Here is an 18,112-nt window from a genome sequence, read left to right as displayed (position 1 = left end):
GTAGCAAAGAAGATGAAACACGAAACATACAACTGGGTCCTGGAACCGGGCGCCCTGACGCTGGCCGACTTGCGCGCGGTCTGGGCCGATCACTTCCCGATTGCGCTGTCGGCAAACGCCGCCGCACCGATTGCGGCGTCGGCCGCACTGGTCGACCAGATCGTCGCCAAGGGCGACCCGGCCTACGGCATCAACACCGGCTTCGGCATCCTGGCCAAGGCCCACATCCCGAACGAGCAACTGGCGCAGCTGCAGCGCAACCTGATCTTGTCGCACGCGGTGGGCACCGGCGAACTCATTGCGGACAATATCGTGCGCCTGATCCTGCTGACCAAGATCGGCAGCCTGGCGCGCGGCTATTCCGGCGTGCGTCCCCTGATCATCGACACCCTGATCGCCATGTATAACGCGGGCATCATGCCGGCCATTCCGGCCCAGGGTTCGGTCGGCGCCTCGGGCGACCTGGCGCCGCTGGCGCACATGACCCTGGCCATCCTCGGCGTCGGCCCGGTGCGCTATCAAGGCGAGATCGTCGATGCCGTCGAGGCCCTGCGCGCCGCCGGCATCGAACCCGTGACCCTGGCTGCGAAAGAGGGCCTGGCCCTGATCAACGGCACCCAGGTATCGACCGCGCTGGCGCTGCACGGCCTGTTCATGGCCGAGCGCCTGGTGGAAGCGGCGATGGTTACCGGCGCCTTGTCCGTGGACGCGGCGCGCGGCAGCGATGCGCCGTTCGACGCCCGCATCCACGCGGTGCGCGGCCAGCCCGGCCAGATCGCCGCCGCCGCCATCTACCGCGAACTGATGGCCGGCAGCGCCATCCGCGCCTCGCACCTGGTGGGCGACGAGCGCGTGCAAGACCCCTACAGCCTGCGCTGCCAGCCGCAGGTAATGGGCGCGGTGATGGACCTCGTCGCCAACGCCGGCCGCACCCTGCTGATCGAGGCGAATGCCGTCACCGATAACCCGCTCTTGTTCCCGGCGGACGGCGCATCCGGCGATGGGGCGATCGTCTCGGGCGGTAACTTCCACGCCGAGCCAGTGGCCTTTGCCGCCGATACCCTGGCGCTGGCCATTGCCGAAGTCGGCTCCCTGGCCGAGCGCCGCATCGCGCTGCTGATCGACGCGAATCTGTCCGGCCTGCCGGCCTTTCTGGTGCGTGAGCCAGGCCTGAATTCGGGCTTCATGATCGCCCACGTCACGGCGGCCGCGCTGGCGTCGGAAAACAAGTCGCTGGCCCATCCTGCCAGTGTCGACAGCTTGCCAACCTCGGCCAACCAGGAAGACCATGTCAGCATGGCCACCTTCGCGGCGCGCCGATTGCAGCAGATGGCGCACAATACGGCTGTGATTGTCGGTATCGAATTGCTGGCGGCAGGGCAGGGCATCGAGTTCCACCGTCCGCTGGCCACATCAAGGCACCTGGAGCACGTGCACGCCCAGCTGCGCGAACAGGTGGCGCCGTACGACGCCGACCGCTTCTTCGCACCCGATATCGAAGCCGCGCGCCGCATGGTGATCGAAGGCGCGCTCTCGGCCTCGTGCAAGGAACTGTTCACGGTATTACACCCATAAATCAATGCGACAGGAGAGGTGATGGATTTCCGGTTCAAGGCAGGTACTGCGCCGATGCTGCTGTCGATGCCCCACGTGGGCACCGACATTCCCGACGAGGTCGCCGCCACCATGGCGCCCTGCGCACTGGCGACGGCCGACACCGATTGGCACCTGGCCGAACTGTACGAGGCCGCCGGCCGCCTCGGCATCTCGACCCTGGCCGCGCGCTGGTCGCGCTACGCCATCGATTTGAACCGGCCGCCGGAAAATACGAATTTGTATCCGGGCCTGGACACCACCGGCCTGTGTCCGGTCGATACCTTCGGGCGCGAAAGCCTGTACCAGGAAGGCAAAGTGCCGGATGCCGCCGAAGTCGGGCGCCGCCTGGACCGTTACTGGCGCCCCTACCACGACCAGTTGCGCGCCGAGCTGGCGCGCCTGCTGGCGCTGCACGGCAGGGTGGTGCTGTGGGACGCGCATTCGATTGCCTCGGTCGTGCCGCGCTTCTTCGAAGGCCGCCTGCCGGACCTGAACTTCGGCACCGCCGAAGGCAAGTCCTGCGATCCCGGCCTGGAACAGGCCGTGGTCGGCGTGGCGCGCGCCCAGGACCGCTTCAGCATCGCGGTGAATGGCCGCTTCAAGGGCGGCCACATCACCCGCTTCTACGGCCAGCCGAAAGAGGGCGTGCATGCGATCCAGCTCGAGATGTGCCAGTGCCTGTACATGAACGAAGAACCTCCCTTCGAGTACCGGCCGGACGTGGCGGCCGAAGTCCAGCCGCTGCTGGCCGGGATGATGGAAGCGGCCCTGGCCTGGGTGAAATCATGAATGCATTATTCGCACGCCACGCCCTGCTGCCGGAAGGCTGGCGCGGCGACGTGCTGGTCGAATGGGATGCGCGCGGTGCGCTCACCCGGGTGCAGGCCGACGCCAGGGCGCCGATCGGCGTACCGCGCGCCGACTATGTGGTGCCGGGCATGGCGAACCTGCATTCGCACGCCTTCCAGCGCGCCCTCGGCGGCCTGACCGAGCACGCCGGCGATGGGCCGGACAGCTTCTGGACCTGGCGCGAGCTGATGTACCGCTTTGCCGCCAGCATCACGCCGGAACAGGCCGAGGCGATCGCCGCCCAGCTGTTTTCGGAATGCCTGCGCCACGGCTACACCTCGCTGTGCGAGTTCCACTACATCGGGCGCGATCCTGCGGGCGAACTGTATGCGCGGCCGGCCGAGATGGCCGAGCGCATCGCCGCCGCCGGCCAGCAGTCCGGCATCGGCCTGACCCTGCTGCCGGTGCTGTACAGCCACAGCGGCTTCGGCGAGCAGGCCCTGAAGCCGGAGCAGCGGCGCTTCCGCAGCGACGTCGACACCGTGCTGCGGATCGTCGAGGCGCTGGCGCCCTTGCGTTCGGGCCAGCTCGAAGTGGGCGCCGCGCCGCATTCGCTGCGCGCGGCCGGCATCGCGCAGATCCGCGAGCTGGCGGCGGCGCTGCCGAAGGACCGCCCGCTGCACATCCACATCGCCGAGCAGCAGGGTGAAGTCGAGCAGAGCCTGGCGTTTTCCGGCTGGCGCCCGGTCGAGTACCTGCTGGAGAACATCGGCATCGACGAGCGCTGGTGCCTGGTGCATGCCACCCACCTGAACGAGGACGAGGTGAGGGCGCTGGCGGGCAGCGGCGCGGTGGCCGGCATCTGCCCGACCACCGAGGCCAACCTGGGCGACGGCCTGTTCCCGCTCGGGGAGTACCTCGCGCTTGGCGGGCGCTGGGGCATCGGCAGCGACAGCCATGTGTCGCAGAGCCCGGTCGAGGAATTGCGCTGGCTCGAGTATGGCCAGCGCCTGGCGCATCTGCGCCGCAACGTTGTCTCGAGTTCAACGCGGCGCGACGTTGCGCTCAACTTGTGGCAGGATGCGCTGGCCGGTGGCGCGCAAGCGGCCGGGCGGGCCGTGGGCGCTTTGGAAGCCGGGCGGCGCGCCGACCTGCTGGTGCTCGACAGCGCGCATCCGAACCTGGAAGGCGCGCTGGACGCCGACGTGATGGGCCGCCTGGTCTTTTGCGGCAACGACAACCTGGTGCGCGACGTGCTGGCCGGCGGGCGCTGGGTCGTGCAGGGCGGGCGCCACATGGCCCAGGACACCATCGCGCGCCGCTACCGGCAGGCGATCAACCCCTTGCTTGAGGCAAGAACATGAATATCCTGATTCCCTTTGCCGGCCTGTCGGCGATCCCGTGGAAAAACGGCGGCGGCAGCACCACCACGATCGCGGTCGGCCCGCCCGAATCCACTCTCGAGAACTTCGAGTGGCGCGTCAGCCTGGCCACCATCAGCGAGGACGGCCCCTTTTCCAGCTTCCCGGGCGTAGACCGCACCCTGGCGCTGGTCGACGGCCATGGCATGACGCTCGACATCGACGGTTCCGAGCGCGTGATCCTGTGCGAGTCCGGTCCGGTGCTGGCGTTCGACGGCGAATCGCAGGTGGTGGCCAAGCTGAACCGCGGGCCAACGACCGATTTCAATGTGATGACGCGCAGCGACTGCTGCTACCACCAGTTCGGGCGGCGCCGGCTGTCCGGTAAATCGACCTTTGTCGCACGCGCCGACCTGACGGTGCTGTTCCTGGCCGAGGGCGAGAGCCTGGAGATCGCCAGCGACGCCGAACGCATCGGGCTGGTACGCTATGACGCGGTGATGTTCGATCCCGGCAGCGTGTGGTCGCTCGAAACCACGCAGGCGACGATCTTCATTGTCGACATTTTCTATTACAACGAGGACGAGGACGACGATGAGTGAGCGCAGCAATCCGCGGGTCGATGCGGTATTTGCGAACGTCAACCTGGCCACCATGGTCGGCGGCTATGGCGAGATCGTGGACGGCGCGATTGCCGTGCACCACGGGCGCATCGCCTGGATCGGCGCACGGCGCGACGCTCCGCGCGCAGCCGTCATCCACGACTGCGACGGCGCCTGGCTCACGCCCGGCCTGATCGACTGCCATACCCACATCGTCCACGCCGGCAACCGAAGCGACGAGTGGGAAGCGCGCCTGGAAGGCGCCAGCTACGAAGACATTGCCCGGAATGGCGGCGGCATCATGTCGACGGTGCGCGCTACCCGCGCCGCCACGGTCGAGGACCTGATCCGCGTGAGCGCGCCGCGTGTCTCGCAACTGCTGGCCGAAGGCGTGACCACCCTCGAAATCAAGTCCGGCTATGGCCTGAACATGGTCGGCGAAGCGAACCTGCTGCGCGCTGCGCGCCGCCTGGGCGAAATCTTGCCGGTGTGCGTGCGGACGACTTTCCTGGGTGCGCACGCGCTGCCGCCGGAATTTGCCGGCCGCGCCGACGACTACATCGCCGAAGTGGCCGAACGCATGCTGCCGCTGCTGGCCAAGGAAGGGCTGGTCGACGCCGTGGACGCCTTCTGCGAGCACATCGGCTTTACCTACGACCAGACCGAGCGCGTGTTCAACGCCGCCAAGCGCCTGAATCTGCCCGTCAAACTGCATGCGGAACAACTCTCCGAGCAGCGCGGCGCGGAACTGGTGGCGCGCTACCGTGGCTTGTCGGCGGACCACTTGGAGCATCTGACCTCGGCCGGGATTGCCGCCATGGCGGCGGCGGGCACGGTGGCCGTGCTGCTGCCGGGCGCCTGGTACTTCCTGCGCGAAACGCGCATGCCGCCGATCGCCGAACTGCGCGCCGCCGGCGTGCCGCTGGCGGTGGCGACCGATTGCAACCCGGGTACCTCGCCGATGAGTTCGCTGTTACTGGCGATGAACATGGCCTGCACCATGTGGCGTTTGACGCCGCGCGAGGCGCTGCAGGGCGCGACCGTGCATGCGGCGCGTGCGCTGGGCATGCTGGACCGGATCGGAACGCTGGAGGTTGGCAAGCGGGCTGACTTTGCGCTGTGGGATATTGCGCGGCCGTCGGAGCTGGCGTATTCGATCGGGTTCAATCCTTGCCAGGCGGTGGTGAATGGTGGGGTGATGCGTGAGCGGGATGCAGGGCTGCCGGCGGGGTTTTGATTAGATAGGGAAGGGCAGGTTCATGCCTGGCATCTTGTTTCGGGTTCCGGGATAGGAAACGCTGCACCGCGTGGGCACGAGTGCCCACGCTACAAAACCGGGTAGGGTGGGCACTTGTGCCCACGCGGTACACAATCCGATCATTCGAACCGCCTCACAACAACCGCCTCACAACAACCCCCTCACAACAACCGCCTCACAACGACTGCAACTTCGCCTTCGTCGTCGACACCGCCCGGTGCAACATCCGCTCCGCATGAAAATCATTGGCCCGCTGCACCTCGATGGCGTGCAAATTGCGCGAATAATGATCGAGACGTGAGCGCAGCCACGCTTTGTAGATCCGCGACTTCACCGGTTTGAGGCTGAGTTTCATGTGTCTCTCCTGACTGGAAGAGCACATTCTCCGCGCCGCCTACCCGTTGCGTTTGTGATAACTCAATTGTGCCACAGCCCCTCACAATGCTTGAGGCTTCTCAAATTGCCCATTCCCAGCTCGGTAATTATTAGGATCAAGAGAATCCGTAAGAGAGGTAAGCAATTGTAAGAGCAAGCATTGTCGGCGGTGTCAGGCGGATATATTGAAACCGTTGATTCCGACTCTCCCCTCCCCATCTTAAAAAATGGGTTCGCCCACGGCGCTACAAGGTCCCGTGGGCTTTTTCTTTCCAGATCAGATAGCGCTTTACCAGCGCGTTGGCGACAGAATCAGAGCCCGCGCCGCGCCAGGTGATCCAGCGCTTCACCCGTCACGCGGCAGATGCGCCACTCCGGCAAGATCTCGGCGCCCATGGTCTGGTAGAAGCCGATGGCCGGTTCGTTCCAGTCCAGCACCGACCACTCGAAGCGGCCGCAGTTGCGTTCCACCGTCAGCTGCGCCAGGCGCGCCAGCAGCTGGGTGCCATAGCCCTTGCCGCGGTGCGACTGCCGCACGTACAAGTCTTCCAGGTACAGGCCCTTCTTGGTGAGGAAGGTCGAGAAGTTATGGAAGAACAGGGCAAAGGCCACGACTTCGCCGTTTTCCTCGCCGACGATGGCTTCGCAGGCCGGCCTGGTGCCGAACAGGCCTTCGTGCAGCAGCTCCTCGGTGGCGACCACCATGTGCTCGAGTTTCTCGAACACGGCCAGCTCGACGATCATCGAGTGGATGTCGGTAACGTCGGCCGGCTCGGCGGGGCGGATGGAAAAGTGTGTGGCAGATGTCATGGGGTTTCGATTGCGTTGTTCAAAAGATCATTTTGCACTGGTTTGGCTGCGGGTGCACGCAGTGCCCAGGCCACGCTGGCCAGGCAGAGGATCATGCCGAAGAATTCGACGGGACCGGGACGGTAGTGTTCGAGCTTGATCGACAGCAGCACCGACAGCACCGGCGTGATCACGCCGATATACACCGCCTTCTGCGGTCCGATGCGGGCGATCAGCGTGAAGTAGGCAAGGAAGGCGATCACCGAGCCGAACAGGGCCAGGTAGAACAGGCCCAGCGTGTACGACAGGCTCGGCGGCGCGACAAAACGCTGGCCGGTGAGCAGCACGTAGAACACCACCAGCAGGGTACCCCAGAGCATCGACCAGGCCGTGGTCAGCATCACGTTGGTCGACTGCTCGCGCACCTTGCTCACCACGATGCTGCCGCCCGAACTGGCGATCGTCGCCACCAGGGCCAGCACCACGCCCAGCAGGAAGTGGCCGCTGCCGCCAGTCTGCAAATCGCGCCAGGCCTGGCCGATGGAATGCCAGAACAGCAGGGCGACGCCGGCGGTGGCCACCGCGCCCGCACCCCAGGTGCGCGGCGCGATCTGCGTGCCGTGGAACAGGCGGCCCAGGAGCGGCGTCCAGAACACCATCAGCGCAAACAGCACGGCCACCAGGCCCGAGACCACGACTTCCTCGGCCTGGTAGGTGCAGATGTAGGAGAGGCCGAAGGTCGCGGCGCCCTGCAGCATCATCCATTTCTGGGTGCGCCAGGGCAGCTGCAGCTTGTGGCCGCGGATCAGGCAGATGAAGAACAGCGTGGCCGAAGCCAGGGCGAATCGGTAGACCACGGAGACGGCCGGCGGCACGTCGCCCAGCTGCAAGGTGATGGCCCAGAAGGTCGATCCCCAGATCAGGGATGCGATGACGAACAGTACGGGAGTAGGCATCGCGAAAGTATACGTGCTTTCGCTGTTGCCTGTCGTCTATAGATTGGCAATATGAAGTGCTCGTACGCAGGTTTTCGGAAGCGATACAACACCCGCGCACGAGTAAACGATCAATGCGTCACGCGCGTCTGGTAACCATTGCTCAGCAAGCGCACCCGCTCGCCCGGACGGAACAGTTCGTCCGCCGATTGGGTAATCGCGCGCAGTTCGCCATTGTCGAGCTTGACCGTGATTTCGAAACCGGGGCGGTTATTCGCATTCGCCTCGACCCGGTTGCCGATCAGCCCGCCGGCAATGGCGCCGACGATGCCGACGGCGGCCGAGCCGTTGCCGCTGCCGATCTGCGAGCCGGCCAGGCCGCCCAGGGCTGCGCCGCCCATGGTGCCGACGCCCGATTCCGGGTTGACGATGGTGACGTTGCGTACCGATTCGACCACGCCCATGCGCACGACCTGCTCGGACTGGGCCTGGTAGGAACGGTAGACGCTGCCCGACTGGGGCGGGGTGGCGCAGCCGGCAAGCAGGCCGGCAGCGAGGATGGCAACGAGGGGCAATGACTTGTTCATGATGATCTCCGGCTTGTTTCTCTGTCCAGAAATCCTACTCCTCGTTAGCGGCGCGTGGCGCGCGTTGACGCTAGCGTTCAATAAGTCAGTGTCAATATGCCGACATTAATACGCCAGGTTCAGGCGCCGGTACAGGAAACCCAGCACGAACAGCGGACCGATCAGCAGGAAGCGCAGGTCGTCGAAGAAGGACGGTTTCTTGCCTTCGATCTTGTGCCCGACGAACTGTCCGATCCAGGCCACGACGAAGATGGCGATCGACATCGGCAGCACGGCATAGGGCGGCATCGCCGCCAGCAAGGCCAGCATGATCCCCGCCATCGCCAGCATGCCCAGGGCAAAAGGCTTCGACAGCTGGAAGTAGTACCACATGGCCCCCGCCACCGCGGCCAGCGCCACCAGCGGATGAATCGCCCACAGGATGCCGAGCAGCGAGAACACGATCACCGGCACGCACACGAAATGGATCAGTTCATTGGTCGGGTTGCGGTGGCTTTCGCTGTAGATGTCGAGCAGGGTATGAATGTCGCGGGACGGGGTGGCGCGCATGGCGAAGGTCTCCTTAGTGATTTTATGTAGAAATTCTACACCCGCTCCAGCCGAAAAAATCACGCCGCCTGAGCCTGTTCCGCGAAGGCCGGCCGCGCCCCCAGGCGCATCTGCGGATGGTTCGCAAACAGCTCCGACACCCATTCAACGAATACGCGCACTTTGGCCGACAAATGGCGGTTTTGCGGATACAGCACGTGCACCGGCAGCGGGTCGCTGCTCCAGTCCGGGAGCAATTGCACCATGCGGCCTTCCTGCACATGGCGCAGCAGCAGGTAATCGGTCATCTGGATGATGCCCAGCCCCGCCAGCCCGGCGGTGACGTAAGCATTCGAATCGTTCAGGGCAATCGCGCCGGGCAGGGGGATCGCGATGCGCTCGCCGTCGCGGTTGAAATCCCAGTCGGAAACCTTGCCGTTCTTGGCCGAGAAATAATTCACGCAGCGGTGCTGCAGTAAATCGTTTGGATGGGTAGGCCTGCCATGGCGCGCCAGGTAAGCTGGCGACGCGGCCGTGACAAAGTTGATCACACCGACCCGGCGAGCGATCAGGCTGGTATCGAGCAGGGGGCCGCCGCGCACGGCGCAATCGACGCCTTCCTCGATCAGGTCGACGGTGCGGTCGGTGCTGCCCAGTTCCAGCGTGATGTCCGGGTAGCGCTCGAAGAAGTCGGGCAGGGCCGGCACCAGGATTTCGCTCGACAGTCCGGTAGGTGTGTCGACGCGCAGGCGTCCGCTGGGATTGAGGCGCGTGCGCGACAGCGATTCCTCGGCGTCGCGCACGTCCGACAGGATACGGATGCAACGTTCGTAATACGCGGCGCCATCCGAAGTAACGGTCACGAGCCGCGTGGTGCGGTGCAGCAGCTTGGCCGCTAACGACGTTTCCAGCGCCTGCACCAGGGTCGAAACGCTGGCCTTGGGCATGTTCAGCATCTCGGCGGTGCGGGTGAAACTGCCGGTGTCGGCCACCTGCACGAAGACTTCCATGGCTTGCAGCTTGTTCACTTTGCGTCTCTCTCGATCAGGAATCGTTCAGGTTTTTCGCTCATTGTTCGCGTATTCCGAACAATCAATTCGAAATTGGCATCTTTATCAGATTGTAGATGATGTCTATAGTGTGCGTACTGACAGTCATATTTATTTAAACGGAGCAGGTCATGACACACAAGGATGGCATCGTCGCAACGATCGCACTGGCGCTGAGCACGCTGGCGATGGCGGGCGTGGTTGGCAGCGGCGCGTATGCCCAGGCTGCCGGCGCCGAGGCGCGCGGCGTGCAGGCCTTGTCGAATGCCGTGATCGAAACCGTTTGCCCTGAAACGCATGTCAACCGTGCTGCGGACGCACAATGGCTGGCCGTTGCCGTGCAGGTGAATCCATGAACGCGCCTTTCGAATCCGGCCTGGCCGGCAAGGCCGACGATGTGCGCGTAAAAGAGCTCGAGGTCGCCGGCGAACAAGGCCCGCTGAAGGCGCGCCTGTACAGCGCCGGCCCGGCCGCCAAGCGCGACACCCTGATCGTGTTCTTCCACGGCGGCGGTTTCGTCGAAGACAAGCTGGACGATTCCGACGTCTTCCTGCGCCACCTGGCCGACGGCGGCCACGCGCAAGTGGTGCTGGCGTCCAGCTACACCCTGGCCACCATGCGTCCCTTCCCGGCGGCCGTGGAGGATGCCCACGCCGTGCTGCTGTGGGCCAAAAAGAACAAGACCAAGCTCGGCTGGAACGGCAAGCGCATGCTGGTGGCCGGCATCGAGGCCGGCGCCAACCTGGCCGCCGTCTGCGCCCTGATGTCGCGCGACCGTGGCGCCCCCAAGCTGGACGGCCAGATCCTCCTGATGCCGATGCTCGACCCCGGCCTGTCGACCTGCTCGATGCGCGAAATGCCGAACTGCCCGGACATGGAAGCGCTGGCCGACGATTGCGCCGCCGCCTACCGCGGCTACCTGCCGCACGCCGCCGACCGTACCCATCCGTATGCGTCGCCGCTGCAATCGAGCCGGCTGAAAAACCTGCCGCCGGCCCTGATCCTGTCCGCCGAGGATGATCCCTTGCGCGACGAAGCCGAAGCCTATGGCGCCAAGCTGAACAGCTTCGGCGTGCCCGCCTCCGTGCGCCGCCTGCTGCCGGCGCCGCTCACCGAACCCGGTGGGCGCAACGACTGCGCTTGCAAGGCCAGCGCCCTGACCGAAATCGCCGCCTTCATCGCCGGCCTCGACGCGGAGGCAGCCACGGGATGACTTCCGCCTCCTGATCTTCCTGATCCTCTAAATCACTGAACCGGACTACCGCGCTCATCCGAGCGTGGCGGGACCCGCTTTGCCCATTTTTTCCTGCGCCCTGTCCAGAACGGCGCCGGGCAGGGCGGGTATTGCCCAAGCACTTAGATTCATTACTAATACTCAACAATAACAAGGGGTAAACATCAAACGCACACATGAATGGTCCGCACTCCTGCGGCCGATGTCGATGGCGCTGGCGGCCGCCGGCCTGATCGCAGCCACGCTCTCCGGCTGCGGCGACGCCACGGGCAAGGCCGCCGAAGCGCAAGCGCCGGCCGCGCCGCCGGTCTCGGCCGCGCTGGTGCTGGAGCGTCCGGTGGCAGAAACCCAGGAATTCTCGGGCCGCCTGGAAGCCATCGAGCGCGTCGAGATCCGCTCGCGCGTCAGCGGCTTCATCACCGCCGTCAACTTCAAGCCAGGCAGCGAAGTGAAGAAGGGCGATGTACTGTTCGTGGTCGACCCGCGCCCCTACCAGGCCGAAGCCGCGCGCGCCGAAGCCGCTGCCGCATCAAGCCGTGCCAAGCTGGACCTGGCCAAGCGCGAACTGGCGCGCGCCGAAAGCCTGCTCGCCGACAAAGCCATCGCCAGGCGCGAATACGACGAAGCCGCCGCCGGCCAGAAGGAACTCGAAGCGAACGCCAACGCGGCGCAAGCCCAGGCTGACGCCGCGCGCCTGAACCTGGCCTATACCAAGGTAGTCTCGCCAATCGACGGCCGCGTATCGAAAGCCGAAATCACCCTCGGCAACCTGGTCGACGCGACGGCGGTGCTCACCTCCGTCGTCTCGCTGGACCGCATCTACGCCAGCTTCGACGGCGACGAAGAAACCTATTTGCGCGTCGGCGCCAAGGCCCAGCAGGGCACGACGGTGGGCGTACGCGTGGGCCTGGCCAACGAAACCGGCTTCCCGCACGAGGGCAAGCTCGAATTCGTCGACAACCAACTCGATGCCCGCACCGGCAGCGTGCGCATGCGCGCCACGTTTGACAACGCCGAGCGCAAGCTGGCGCCGGGCCTGTTCGCGCGCATCCAGCTGGGCGCGGCCGACAGCCGCACCGCGGTCCTGATCAGCGACCGCGCCGTCGCCACGGACCAGAGCCGCAAGTACGTGTTCGTGGTCGGCGCCGACAACAAGGCCGAGTATCGTCCCGTCACCCTCGGCCCGACCGTGGATGGCCTGCGCGTGGTGCGCACCGGCCTGAAAAGCGGCGAGAAGATCGTCGTGAATGGCCTGCAGCGCGTGCGCCCCGGCGCGCCGATTGCGGCGCAGATGGTGTCGATGGACGCGGCGCCGCTGGCGCTGGCATCGAATGCGGCTGTGAAGGAATAAGACCATGAACATCTCCCGCTTCTTTGTCGACAAGCCGATCTTCGCCATCGTGCTGTCGGTGCTGGTCTTCGTCGGCGGCCTGATCTCGATCCTGCAGCTGCCGGTGTCCGAGTACCCGGACGTGGTGCCGCCATCGGTAGTGGTGCGCGCCCAGTACCCCGGGGCGAACCCGAAGGTGATCGCCGAAACCGTGGCCGCGCCGCTGGAAGAGCAGATCAACGGCGTCGAGAACATGCTCTACATGAGCTCGCAAAACACGTCGGACGGCGCGCTGATGCTGACGATTACCTTCGCCATCGGCACCAATGTCGAGCAGGCCGAAACGCAGGTGCAGAACCGCGTCCAGCGCGCCCTGCCGCGCCTGCCCGAGGAGGTGCGCCAGATCGGCGTGACCACCGTGAAAAGCTCGCCCAACCTGACCATGGTGGTGCACCTGAAATCGCCGGACGGCCGCTACGACGACCTGTATCTGCGCAACTACGCCACCCTGAACGTCAAGGACCGCCTGGCGCGCATCCACGGCATGGGCGAAGTGCAGCTGTTCGGTTCGGGCGACTACGCGATGCGCGTCTGGCTCGACCCGCAGAAGGTAGCCGCGCGCGGCCTGGTGGCGAGCGACGTGGTCGACGCCATCCGCGAGCAGAACGTGCAGGTCGCGGCCGGCGTCATCGGCCAGGGGCCGAGCAAGGACGCCGACTTCCAGCTCACCGTGAACACGCAGGGCCGCCTGGCCAGCGTCGAGGAATTCGGCGCCATCGTCGTGAAGGCGAATGCCGACGGCGCCACCACGCTGCTGAAAGACGTGGCGCGCCTCGAAATGGGCTCGAACTCGTATGCGCTGCGCGCGCTGCTGGACAATAAATCGGCGGTCGCGATCCCGATCTTCGAGGCGCCGAACGCCAACGCGCTGCAGCTGTCGACCGACGTACGCGCGGCCATGGCCGAGCTGTCGAAAGATTTTCCGGAAGGCGTCGAATACAGCATTGTGTACGACCCGACCCAATTCGTGCGCGAGTCGATCGACTCCGTGATCCACACCTTGCTGGAAGCGGTGATCCTGGTCGCCCTGGTGGTGATCGTGTTCCTGCAAAGCTGGCGCGCCTCCATCATCCCGCTACTGGCCGTGCCGGTATCGGTGGTGGGCACCTTTGCCGTGATGCTGATGTTCGGCTTCTCGATCAATACCCTGTCCCTGTTCGGACTGGTGCTGGCCATCGGTATCGTGGTCGACGACGCCATCGTGGTGGTGGAAAACGTCGAGCGCAACATCACCAACGGCCTGTCGCCGCACGATGCGACGATCCAGGCGATGCGTGAAGTGAGCGGCCCGATCATCGCGATTGCGCTGGTGCTGTGCGCCGTGTTCGTGCCGATCGCCTTCGTCGCCGGCCTCACCGGCCAGTTCTACCGCCAGTTCGCGCTGACGATTGCGATTTCCACCGTGATTTCGGCCTTTGCTTCGCTGACGCTGGCGCCGGCGCTGTCCGCTGCTTTGCTCAAGGCCCACGACGCGCCGAAGGACCGCCTGACGCGCATGATGGATGCCGTCTTCGGCCGCTTCTTTGCCGCCTTCAACCGCTTCTTCGGCCGTGCTTCGCACAACTACGAAGGCGGCGTGAAGGGCGTCCTGCGCCGCAAGACGCTGTCGCTCGGCGTGTACGCGGTGCTCGGCATCGCCGCCGTGTTCATGTTCAAGGTGGTGCCGCCCGGCTTCGTGCCGCAGCAGGACAAGGCTTACCTGATCGGCTTCGCCCAGCTGCCGGACGCCGCCTCGCTCGACCGCACCGATGCCGTGATCCGCAAGATGTCGGCGATTGCCGCCGAGATCCCGGGTGTGGAATCGTCGATTGCCTTCCCCGGCCTGTCGATCAACGGCTTTACCAATGCGCCGAACTCGGGCATCGCCTTCTTCAGCCTGAAGCCCTTCAATGAGCGCAAGGGCAAGGCGCAGTCGGCCGAAGGCATCGCCGCCGAGATCAACAAGCGCATGGGTGCGGTGGAAGACGCTTTCGTGATGGTGCTGCCGCCGCCGCCGGTGAACGGCCTGGGCACTACCGGCGGCTTCAAGATGATGCTGGAAGACCGCGGCAACCTCGGCTACGACGCGCTGTACAAGGCGACGCAGGCGATGCAGGCCAAGGCCTGGGCCGACCCGCGTTTGCAGGGCGTGTTCTCGAGCTACCAGATCAACGTGCCGCAGCTGTTTGCGGACGTGGACCGGGTCAAGGCCAAGCAGCTCGGCGTGCCGCTGCAGACCATCTACCAGACCTTGCAAGTGAACCTGGGCTCGCTGTACGTGAACGACTTCAACCAGTTCGGCCGCACCTACCAGGTGCGCGTGCAGGCCGACGCCCAGTTCCGCTCGCAGCCCGAGCAGATCGCCCAGCTGAAGGTGCGCAGCAGCAGCGGCGAGATGATTCCGCTGTCCTCGCTGATGCAGGTAAAGGACAGCTATGGTCCGGACCGCGTGCAGCGCTACAACGCCTACGTGTCGGCCGACATGAACGGCGGCCCGGCCGCGGGCGTGTCCTCGGGCCAGGCGCAAGCCATCTTCGAGCAGATCGCGAAAGAGACGCTGCCGAAAGGGATCGCCTATGAATGGACCGACCTGACCTACCAGGACATCCTGTCGGGGAACACGATGATCTACGTCTTCCCGCTGTGCGTGCTGCTGGTGTTCCTGGTGCTGGCCGCCCAGTACGAAAGCTGGACCCTGCCGCTGGCCGTGATCCTGATCGTGCCGATGTCGATCCTGTGCGCCCTGGTGGGCGTGAAGCTGACCGGCGGCGACAACAACATCTTCACCCAGATCGCGCTGTTCGTGCTGGTGGGGCTGGCCTCGAAGAACGCGATCCTGATCGTGGAGTTTGCCCGCGAACTGGAACACCACGGCCGCAGCATCGTCGACGCCGCGCTGGAGGCTTGCCGCCTGCGTCTGCGTCCGATCCTGATGACGTCGATCGCCTTCATCATGGGCGTGGTGCCCCTGGTGTTCTCGAGCGGCGCCAGCGCCGAGATGCGCCATGCGATGGGCGTGGCGGTGTTCGCCGGCATGCTGGGCGTGACCTTCTTCGGCCTGTTCCTGACGCCGGTGTTCTATGTCTTGCTGCGCACGCTGGCCAAGCGTTTCGAAAAACCTGTGGTGGTACGTGTACCGAGCGCGCATGTTGAAGAAGGAGTCGCACAATGAAGGCCATGATTGCGAGAGGTATCGCACCGCTGATGGCGGCCCTGTTGCTGAGCGCCTGTGCGGCGCCGGCTTTCCGCCAGCCAGAGGTTTCCGTCCCGGTGGCCTTCAAGGAAGCCGCCGTCCACACCGCCGCTGACGGCAGCCGCTGGCAGGTAGCACGTCCTGCCGAACAGCAGGCGCGCGGCGAATGGTGGCTGGCCTTCCAGGACCCCACGCTTACCGCCTTGATGGATGAAGCGGCACGCAACAACGCCAGCCTGGCCGTGGCGGCCGCCCGTGTAAAACAGGCGCGCGCGATTGCCGGCATCGCCGAAGCGGACCGCATTCCGCAGGTCGGCGTCGGCATGGGCGCCCAGCGTGGCCGTTCTTCTTCGCTGGAAGCCGGCCTGCCGCAGGGCAGTCCGGTAGCGCCACGCACGACCTACAACGCCAGCCTGAGTGCCAGCTACGAGGTCGACCTGTTCGGCCGCGTGTCGTCGAACGTGGAAGCGGCGCGCCAGGATGCCGGCGCGGTCGAGGCCAGCTACCGCTCGGTGCTGCTCTCGCTGCAGGCCGACGTGGCGCAGGGCTGGTTCCGCCTGCGTGCGCTGGACGCCGAACTGGACACGCTGGCGCAGACCGTGCGCCTGCGCGAGGAAAGCGTGGGCGTCAACCAGCGCCGCTTCGACCTCGGCGACATCGGCGAATTCGATCTGACGCGGGCGAAGACGGAACTGGCCACCACGCGCCTGGAAGCGGTCGGCTTGCAACGCCAGCGTGCTACCACCGAGCATGCGCTGGCCGTGCTGCTGGGTCGTCCGGCGGCCGACTTCACGACGGGTGCTGCGCCGTTGCCGCCTGGCGCGCAGATGCCGGTGATTCCGGCCGGGCTGCCATCGACGCTGCTCGAACGCCGTCCGGATATCGCGCAAGCCCAGCGCGGCATGGAAGCAGCGAACGCGCGCATCGGCGTGGCGCGCGCGGCCATGTTCCCGGCGCTGAACATCGACGCTGCCGGCGGCGGCGTGGGCGGCACCGTGGCCGAGGTGTTCAAGTGGAGCAGCCGCTCCTGGGTGCTGGGCGCGATGCTGTCGCTGCCCATCATCGATGGCGGACGGAATAAGGCCAATATCACGCGCAGCGAGGCGGCGCTGGAAGAAGCCGTCGGTGCCTACCGCGAGCGCGTGCTGGTGGCCTTTGCCGAAGTCGAGGACAACCTGGCCGGCCTGCGCGTGCTCGATGCGCAGGGCGTGCAGGTGGACGAGGCGCTGGTGTCGGCAAGGCGCTCGGCCGAGCTGGCGCGCAAGCTGTACGACGCCGGGCGTTCCAGCTACCTGGACCTGCTGGATGCGCAGCGCAACCTGGCGGCGGTGGAGCGCACGGCGGTGCAACTGCGCGGCGACCGGGCGCTGACCACGGTGGCGCTGATCCGGGCGCTGGGTGGCGGCTGGGATGCGCCGGCGGCTTCCAACGCACTGGCACGAAACTGATCGCTCGGTTGATGAACTGTTGATTTGCCCCTTGCGGCGGCCCGCGATTGCGGCCCGCCGCTTTTTTTATTGACGATGCGGTGCGCATCGTGGAACGGGCAGGGCGCTACAATCGGGCCATGCCGAATACCGTTTCCCAAGACAGCCCGCTTCTCATGGGCCTCGCGCCCGTCATCGCGCCCGATACCCGCATCCTGCTACTCGGCAGCTTTCCCGGCGCCGCCTCGCTCGCCGCCCAGCAGTATTACGCGCATCCGCGCAATCAGTTCTGGAAACTGGTCGGGGCGCTGGTCTGCGAAGACCTGTACAGCCTGCCCTATAACGAACGCCTGCCCCGCCTGCTGGCGCACCGCTTCGGTCTGTGGGACGTACTGGCCGCCTGCGAGCGCGAAGGCAGCCTCGATTCGGCGATCCGCAAGCCGTCCGCGAACGACTTCGAACGGCTGCACAAGTTGTGTCCGCAACTGGAAACGGTCGGCTTTAATGGCCAGGCATCGGGCAAGTTCGCGCCGCAGTTCGAGCAGGCCGGCTACCGCACCGTGGTGCTGCCTTCGAGTTCGCCGGCGCATATGGCGATGACGTTCGAGCAGAAGCTGAGGGTATGGCAGCAACTGACGGCCGACAGTACAGGGGCAGTATTACCACCTTCGCAACCGCCCTTGTTCTGATATCAGCCCAATGTATCAAGCTTCGATCTAACTGATCGAGCGCGCCCTGCGCTCGGAACTGTATCGAATAAGGCTGGCGCACATCGGCGCGTCCTGGGACTGCGAACCAGTGTTGGCCCAACATTGATGAAACCTCCATTGGCCCTTGGCTATCGGCCAATCGTGCCTGGAGCACACGCTTGCCCTTTCGACTAAGGTTTTTCGGCATGGCCGAATTCCTTCAGGGTAAATCTCAGGAAACCTTAGAGATGGGACAGGGAAACGTGTTGACGCCAATCAAATTCCTTTTGGCAGCGTCGGGGTAACGTGGCCGCTGATATTTTCATATGCG

At 65.4% G+C, this 18,112-nt stretch carries 17 protein-coding genes; 11 read left to right on the top strand and 6 right to left on the bottom strand.

Annotated features, from left to right (window positions below):
• Positions 1-12 precede the first annotated feature (12 nt).
• From hutH to hutI, 5 genes are read left to right on the top strand one after another with little or no spacing between them, the layout of a single operon-like run.
• Positions 13-1,575, top strand: coding sequence for a histidine ammonia-lyase (gene hutH / locus QWL29_RS19320; RefSeq protein ID WP_305824506.1), 1,563 nt, complete (start codon positions 13-15; stop codon positions 1,573-1,575).
• 21 nt (positions 1,576-1,596) lie between these two features.
• On the top strand, positions 1,597-2,385 hold the full coding sequence (gene hutG / locus QWL29_RS19315; RefSeq protein WP_305824505.1) for an N-formylglutamate deformylase: 789 nt from the start codon (positions 1,597-1,599) through the stop codon (positions 2,383-2,385).
• The gene (locus tag QWL29_RS19310) at positions 2,382-3,749 is read left to right on the top strand and encodes a formimidoylglutamate deiminase (protein ID WP_305824504.1); all 1,368 of its coding nucleotides are present in this window, start codon (positions 2,382-2,384) and stop codon (positions 3,747-3,749) included. Before hutG ends, QWL29_RS19310 begins: the two co-directional genes overlap by 4 nt.
• Positions 3,746-4,348 (top strand): HutD/Ves family protein, encoded by a 603-nt coding sequence (locus QWL29_RS19305; protein ID WP_305824503.1) that lies wholly within the window; start codon positions 3,746-3,748, stop codon positions 4,346-4,348. The genes QWL29_RS19310 and QWL29_RS19305 overlap by 4 nt, the downstream gene beginning before the upstream one ends.
• Positions 4,341-5,585, top strand: a complete 1,245-nt coding sequence (gene hutI, locus QWL29_RS19300) for an imidazolonepropionase (RefSeq protein WP_305824502.1) — start codon at positions 4,341-4,343, stop codon at positions 5,583-5,585. Before QWL29_RS19305 ends, hutI begins: the two co-directional genes overlap by 8 nt.
• 196 nt (positions 5,586-5,781) lie before the next feature.
• Here the strand turns inward: hutI and QWL29_RS19295 are convergent, their stop codons facing one another.
• From QWL29_RS19295 to QWL29_RS19270, 6 genes are all read right to left on the bottom strand, one after another.
• Positions 5,782-5,961: a hypothetical protein gene (locus QWL29_RS19295; RefSeq protein ID WP_305824501.1), complete on the bottom strand. Its 180-nt coding sequence runs from the start codon at positions 5,959-5,961 to the stop codon at positions 5,782-5,784.
• A 332-nt stretch (positions 5,962-6,293) separates the two neighbouring features.
• Positions 6,294-6,791, bottom strand: a complete 498-nt coding sequence (locus QWL29_RS19290; protein WP_305824500.1) for a GNAT family N-acetyltransferase — start codon at positions 6,789-6,791, stop codon at positions 6,294-6,296.
• A complete protein-coding gene (locus QWL29_RS19285; protein ID WP_305824499.1) occupies positions 6,788-7,726 on the bottom strand; it encodes a DMT family transporter in 939 nt (312 codons plus the stop codon). Before QWL29_RS19285 ends, QWL29_RS19290 begins: the two co-directional genes overlap by 4 nt.
• 110 nt (positions 7,727-7,836) lie before the next feature.
• A complete protein-coding gene (locus QWL29_RS19280; RefSeq protein WP_305824498.1) occupies positions 7,837-8,292 on the bottom strand; it encodes an outer membrane lipoprotein in 456 nt (151 codons plus the stop codon).
• Between the two features lie 105 nt (positions 8,293-8,397).
• On the bottom strand, positions 8,398-8,841 hold the full coding sequence (locus QWL29_RS19275) for an Mpo1 family 2-hydroxy fatty acid dioxygenase (RefSeq protein WP_305824497.1): 444 nt from the start codon (positions 8,839-8,841) through the stop codon (positions 8,398-8,400).
• 59 nt (positions 8,842-8,900) lie between these two features.
• Entirely contained in the window at positions 8,901-9,848 is a 948-nt protein-coding gene (locus QWL29_RS19270) for a LysR family transcriptional regulator (RefSeq protein WP_305824496.1), read from the bottom strand.
• Between the two features lie 152 nt (positions 9,849-10,000).
• Here QWL29_RS19270 and QWL29_RS19265 point away from each other — a divergent pair, with 152 nt between their 5' ends.
• From QWL29_RS19265 to QWL29_RS19240, 6 genes are all read left to right on the top strand, one after another.
• Positions 10,001-10,225 carry a hypothetical protein gene (locus QWL29_RS19265; RefSeq protein WP_305824495.1) on the top strand — a complete coding sequence of 75 codons (225 nt, stop codon included), beginning with the start codon at positions 10,001-10,003 and terminating at the stop codon, positions 10,223-10,225.
• Entirely contained in the window at positions 10,222-11,082 is an 861-nt protein-coding gene (locus tag QWL29_RS19260; RefSeq protein WP_305824494.1) for an alpha/beta hydrolase, read from the top strand. The genes QWL29_RS19265 and QWL29_RS19260 overlap by 4 nt, the downstream gene beginning before the upstream one ends.
• Before the next feature lie 223 nt (positions 11,083-11,305).
• Positions 11,306-12,454 (top strand): efflux RND transporter periplasmic adaptor subunit, encoded by a 1,149-nt coding sequence (locus QWL29_RS19255; RefSeq protein ID WP_305824493.1) that lies wholly within the window; start codon positions 11,306-11,308, stop codon positions 12,452-12,454.
• A 4-nt stretch (positions 12,455-12,458) separates the two neighbouring features.
• Entirely contained in the window at positions 12,459-15,644 is a 3,186-nt protein-coding gene (locus QWL29_RS19250) for an efflux RND transporter permease subunit (protein WP_305824492.1), read from the top strand.
• Complete coding sequence (locus QWL29_RS19245) at positions 15,641-17,113, top strand: efflux transporter outer membrane subunit (protein WP_305824491.1); 1,473 nt, start codon at positions 15,641-15,643, stop codon at positions 17,111-17,113. Before QWL29_RS19250 ends, QWL29_RS19245 begins: the two co-directional genes overlap by 4 nt.
• Positions 17,114-17,232: 119 nt before the next feature.
• Positions 17,233-17,781: a DNA-deoxyinosine glycosylase gene (locus QWL29_RS19240; RefSeq protein WP_305824542.1), complete on the top strand. Its 549-nt coding sequence runs from the start codon at positions 17,233-17,235 to the stop codon at positions 17,779-17,781.
• The last annotated feature ends 331 nt before the right edge of the window (positions 17,782-18,112 follow it).

The sequence above is a fragment of the Massilia brevitalea genome (assembly GCF_030711405.1).
Classification (GTDB): domain Bacteria; phylum Pseudomonadota; class Gammaproteobacteria; order Burkholderiales; family Burkholderiaceae_D; genus Telluria; species Telluria brevitalea.
The sequence above is the reverse complement of the archived record's forward strand: the minus strand, read 5'-3'. Positions and strand labels throughout refer to the sequence as shown.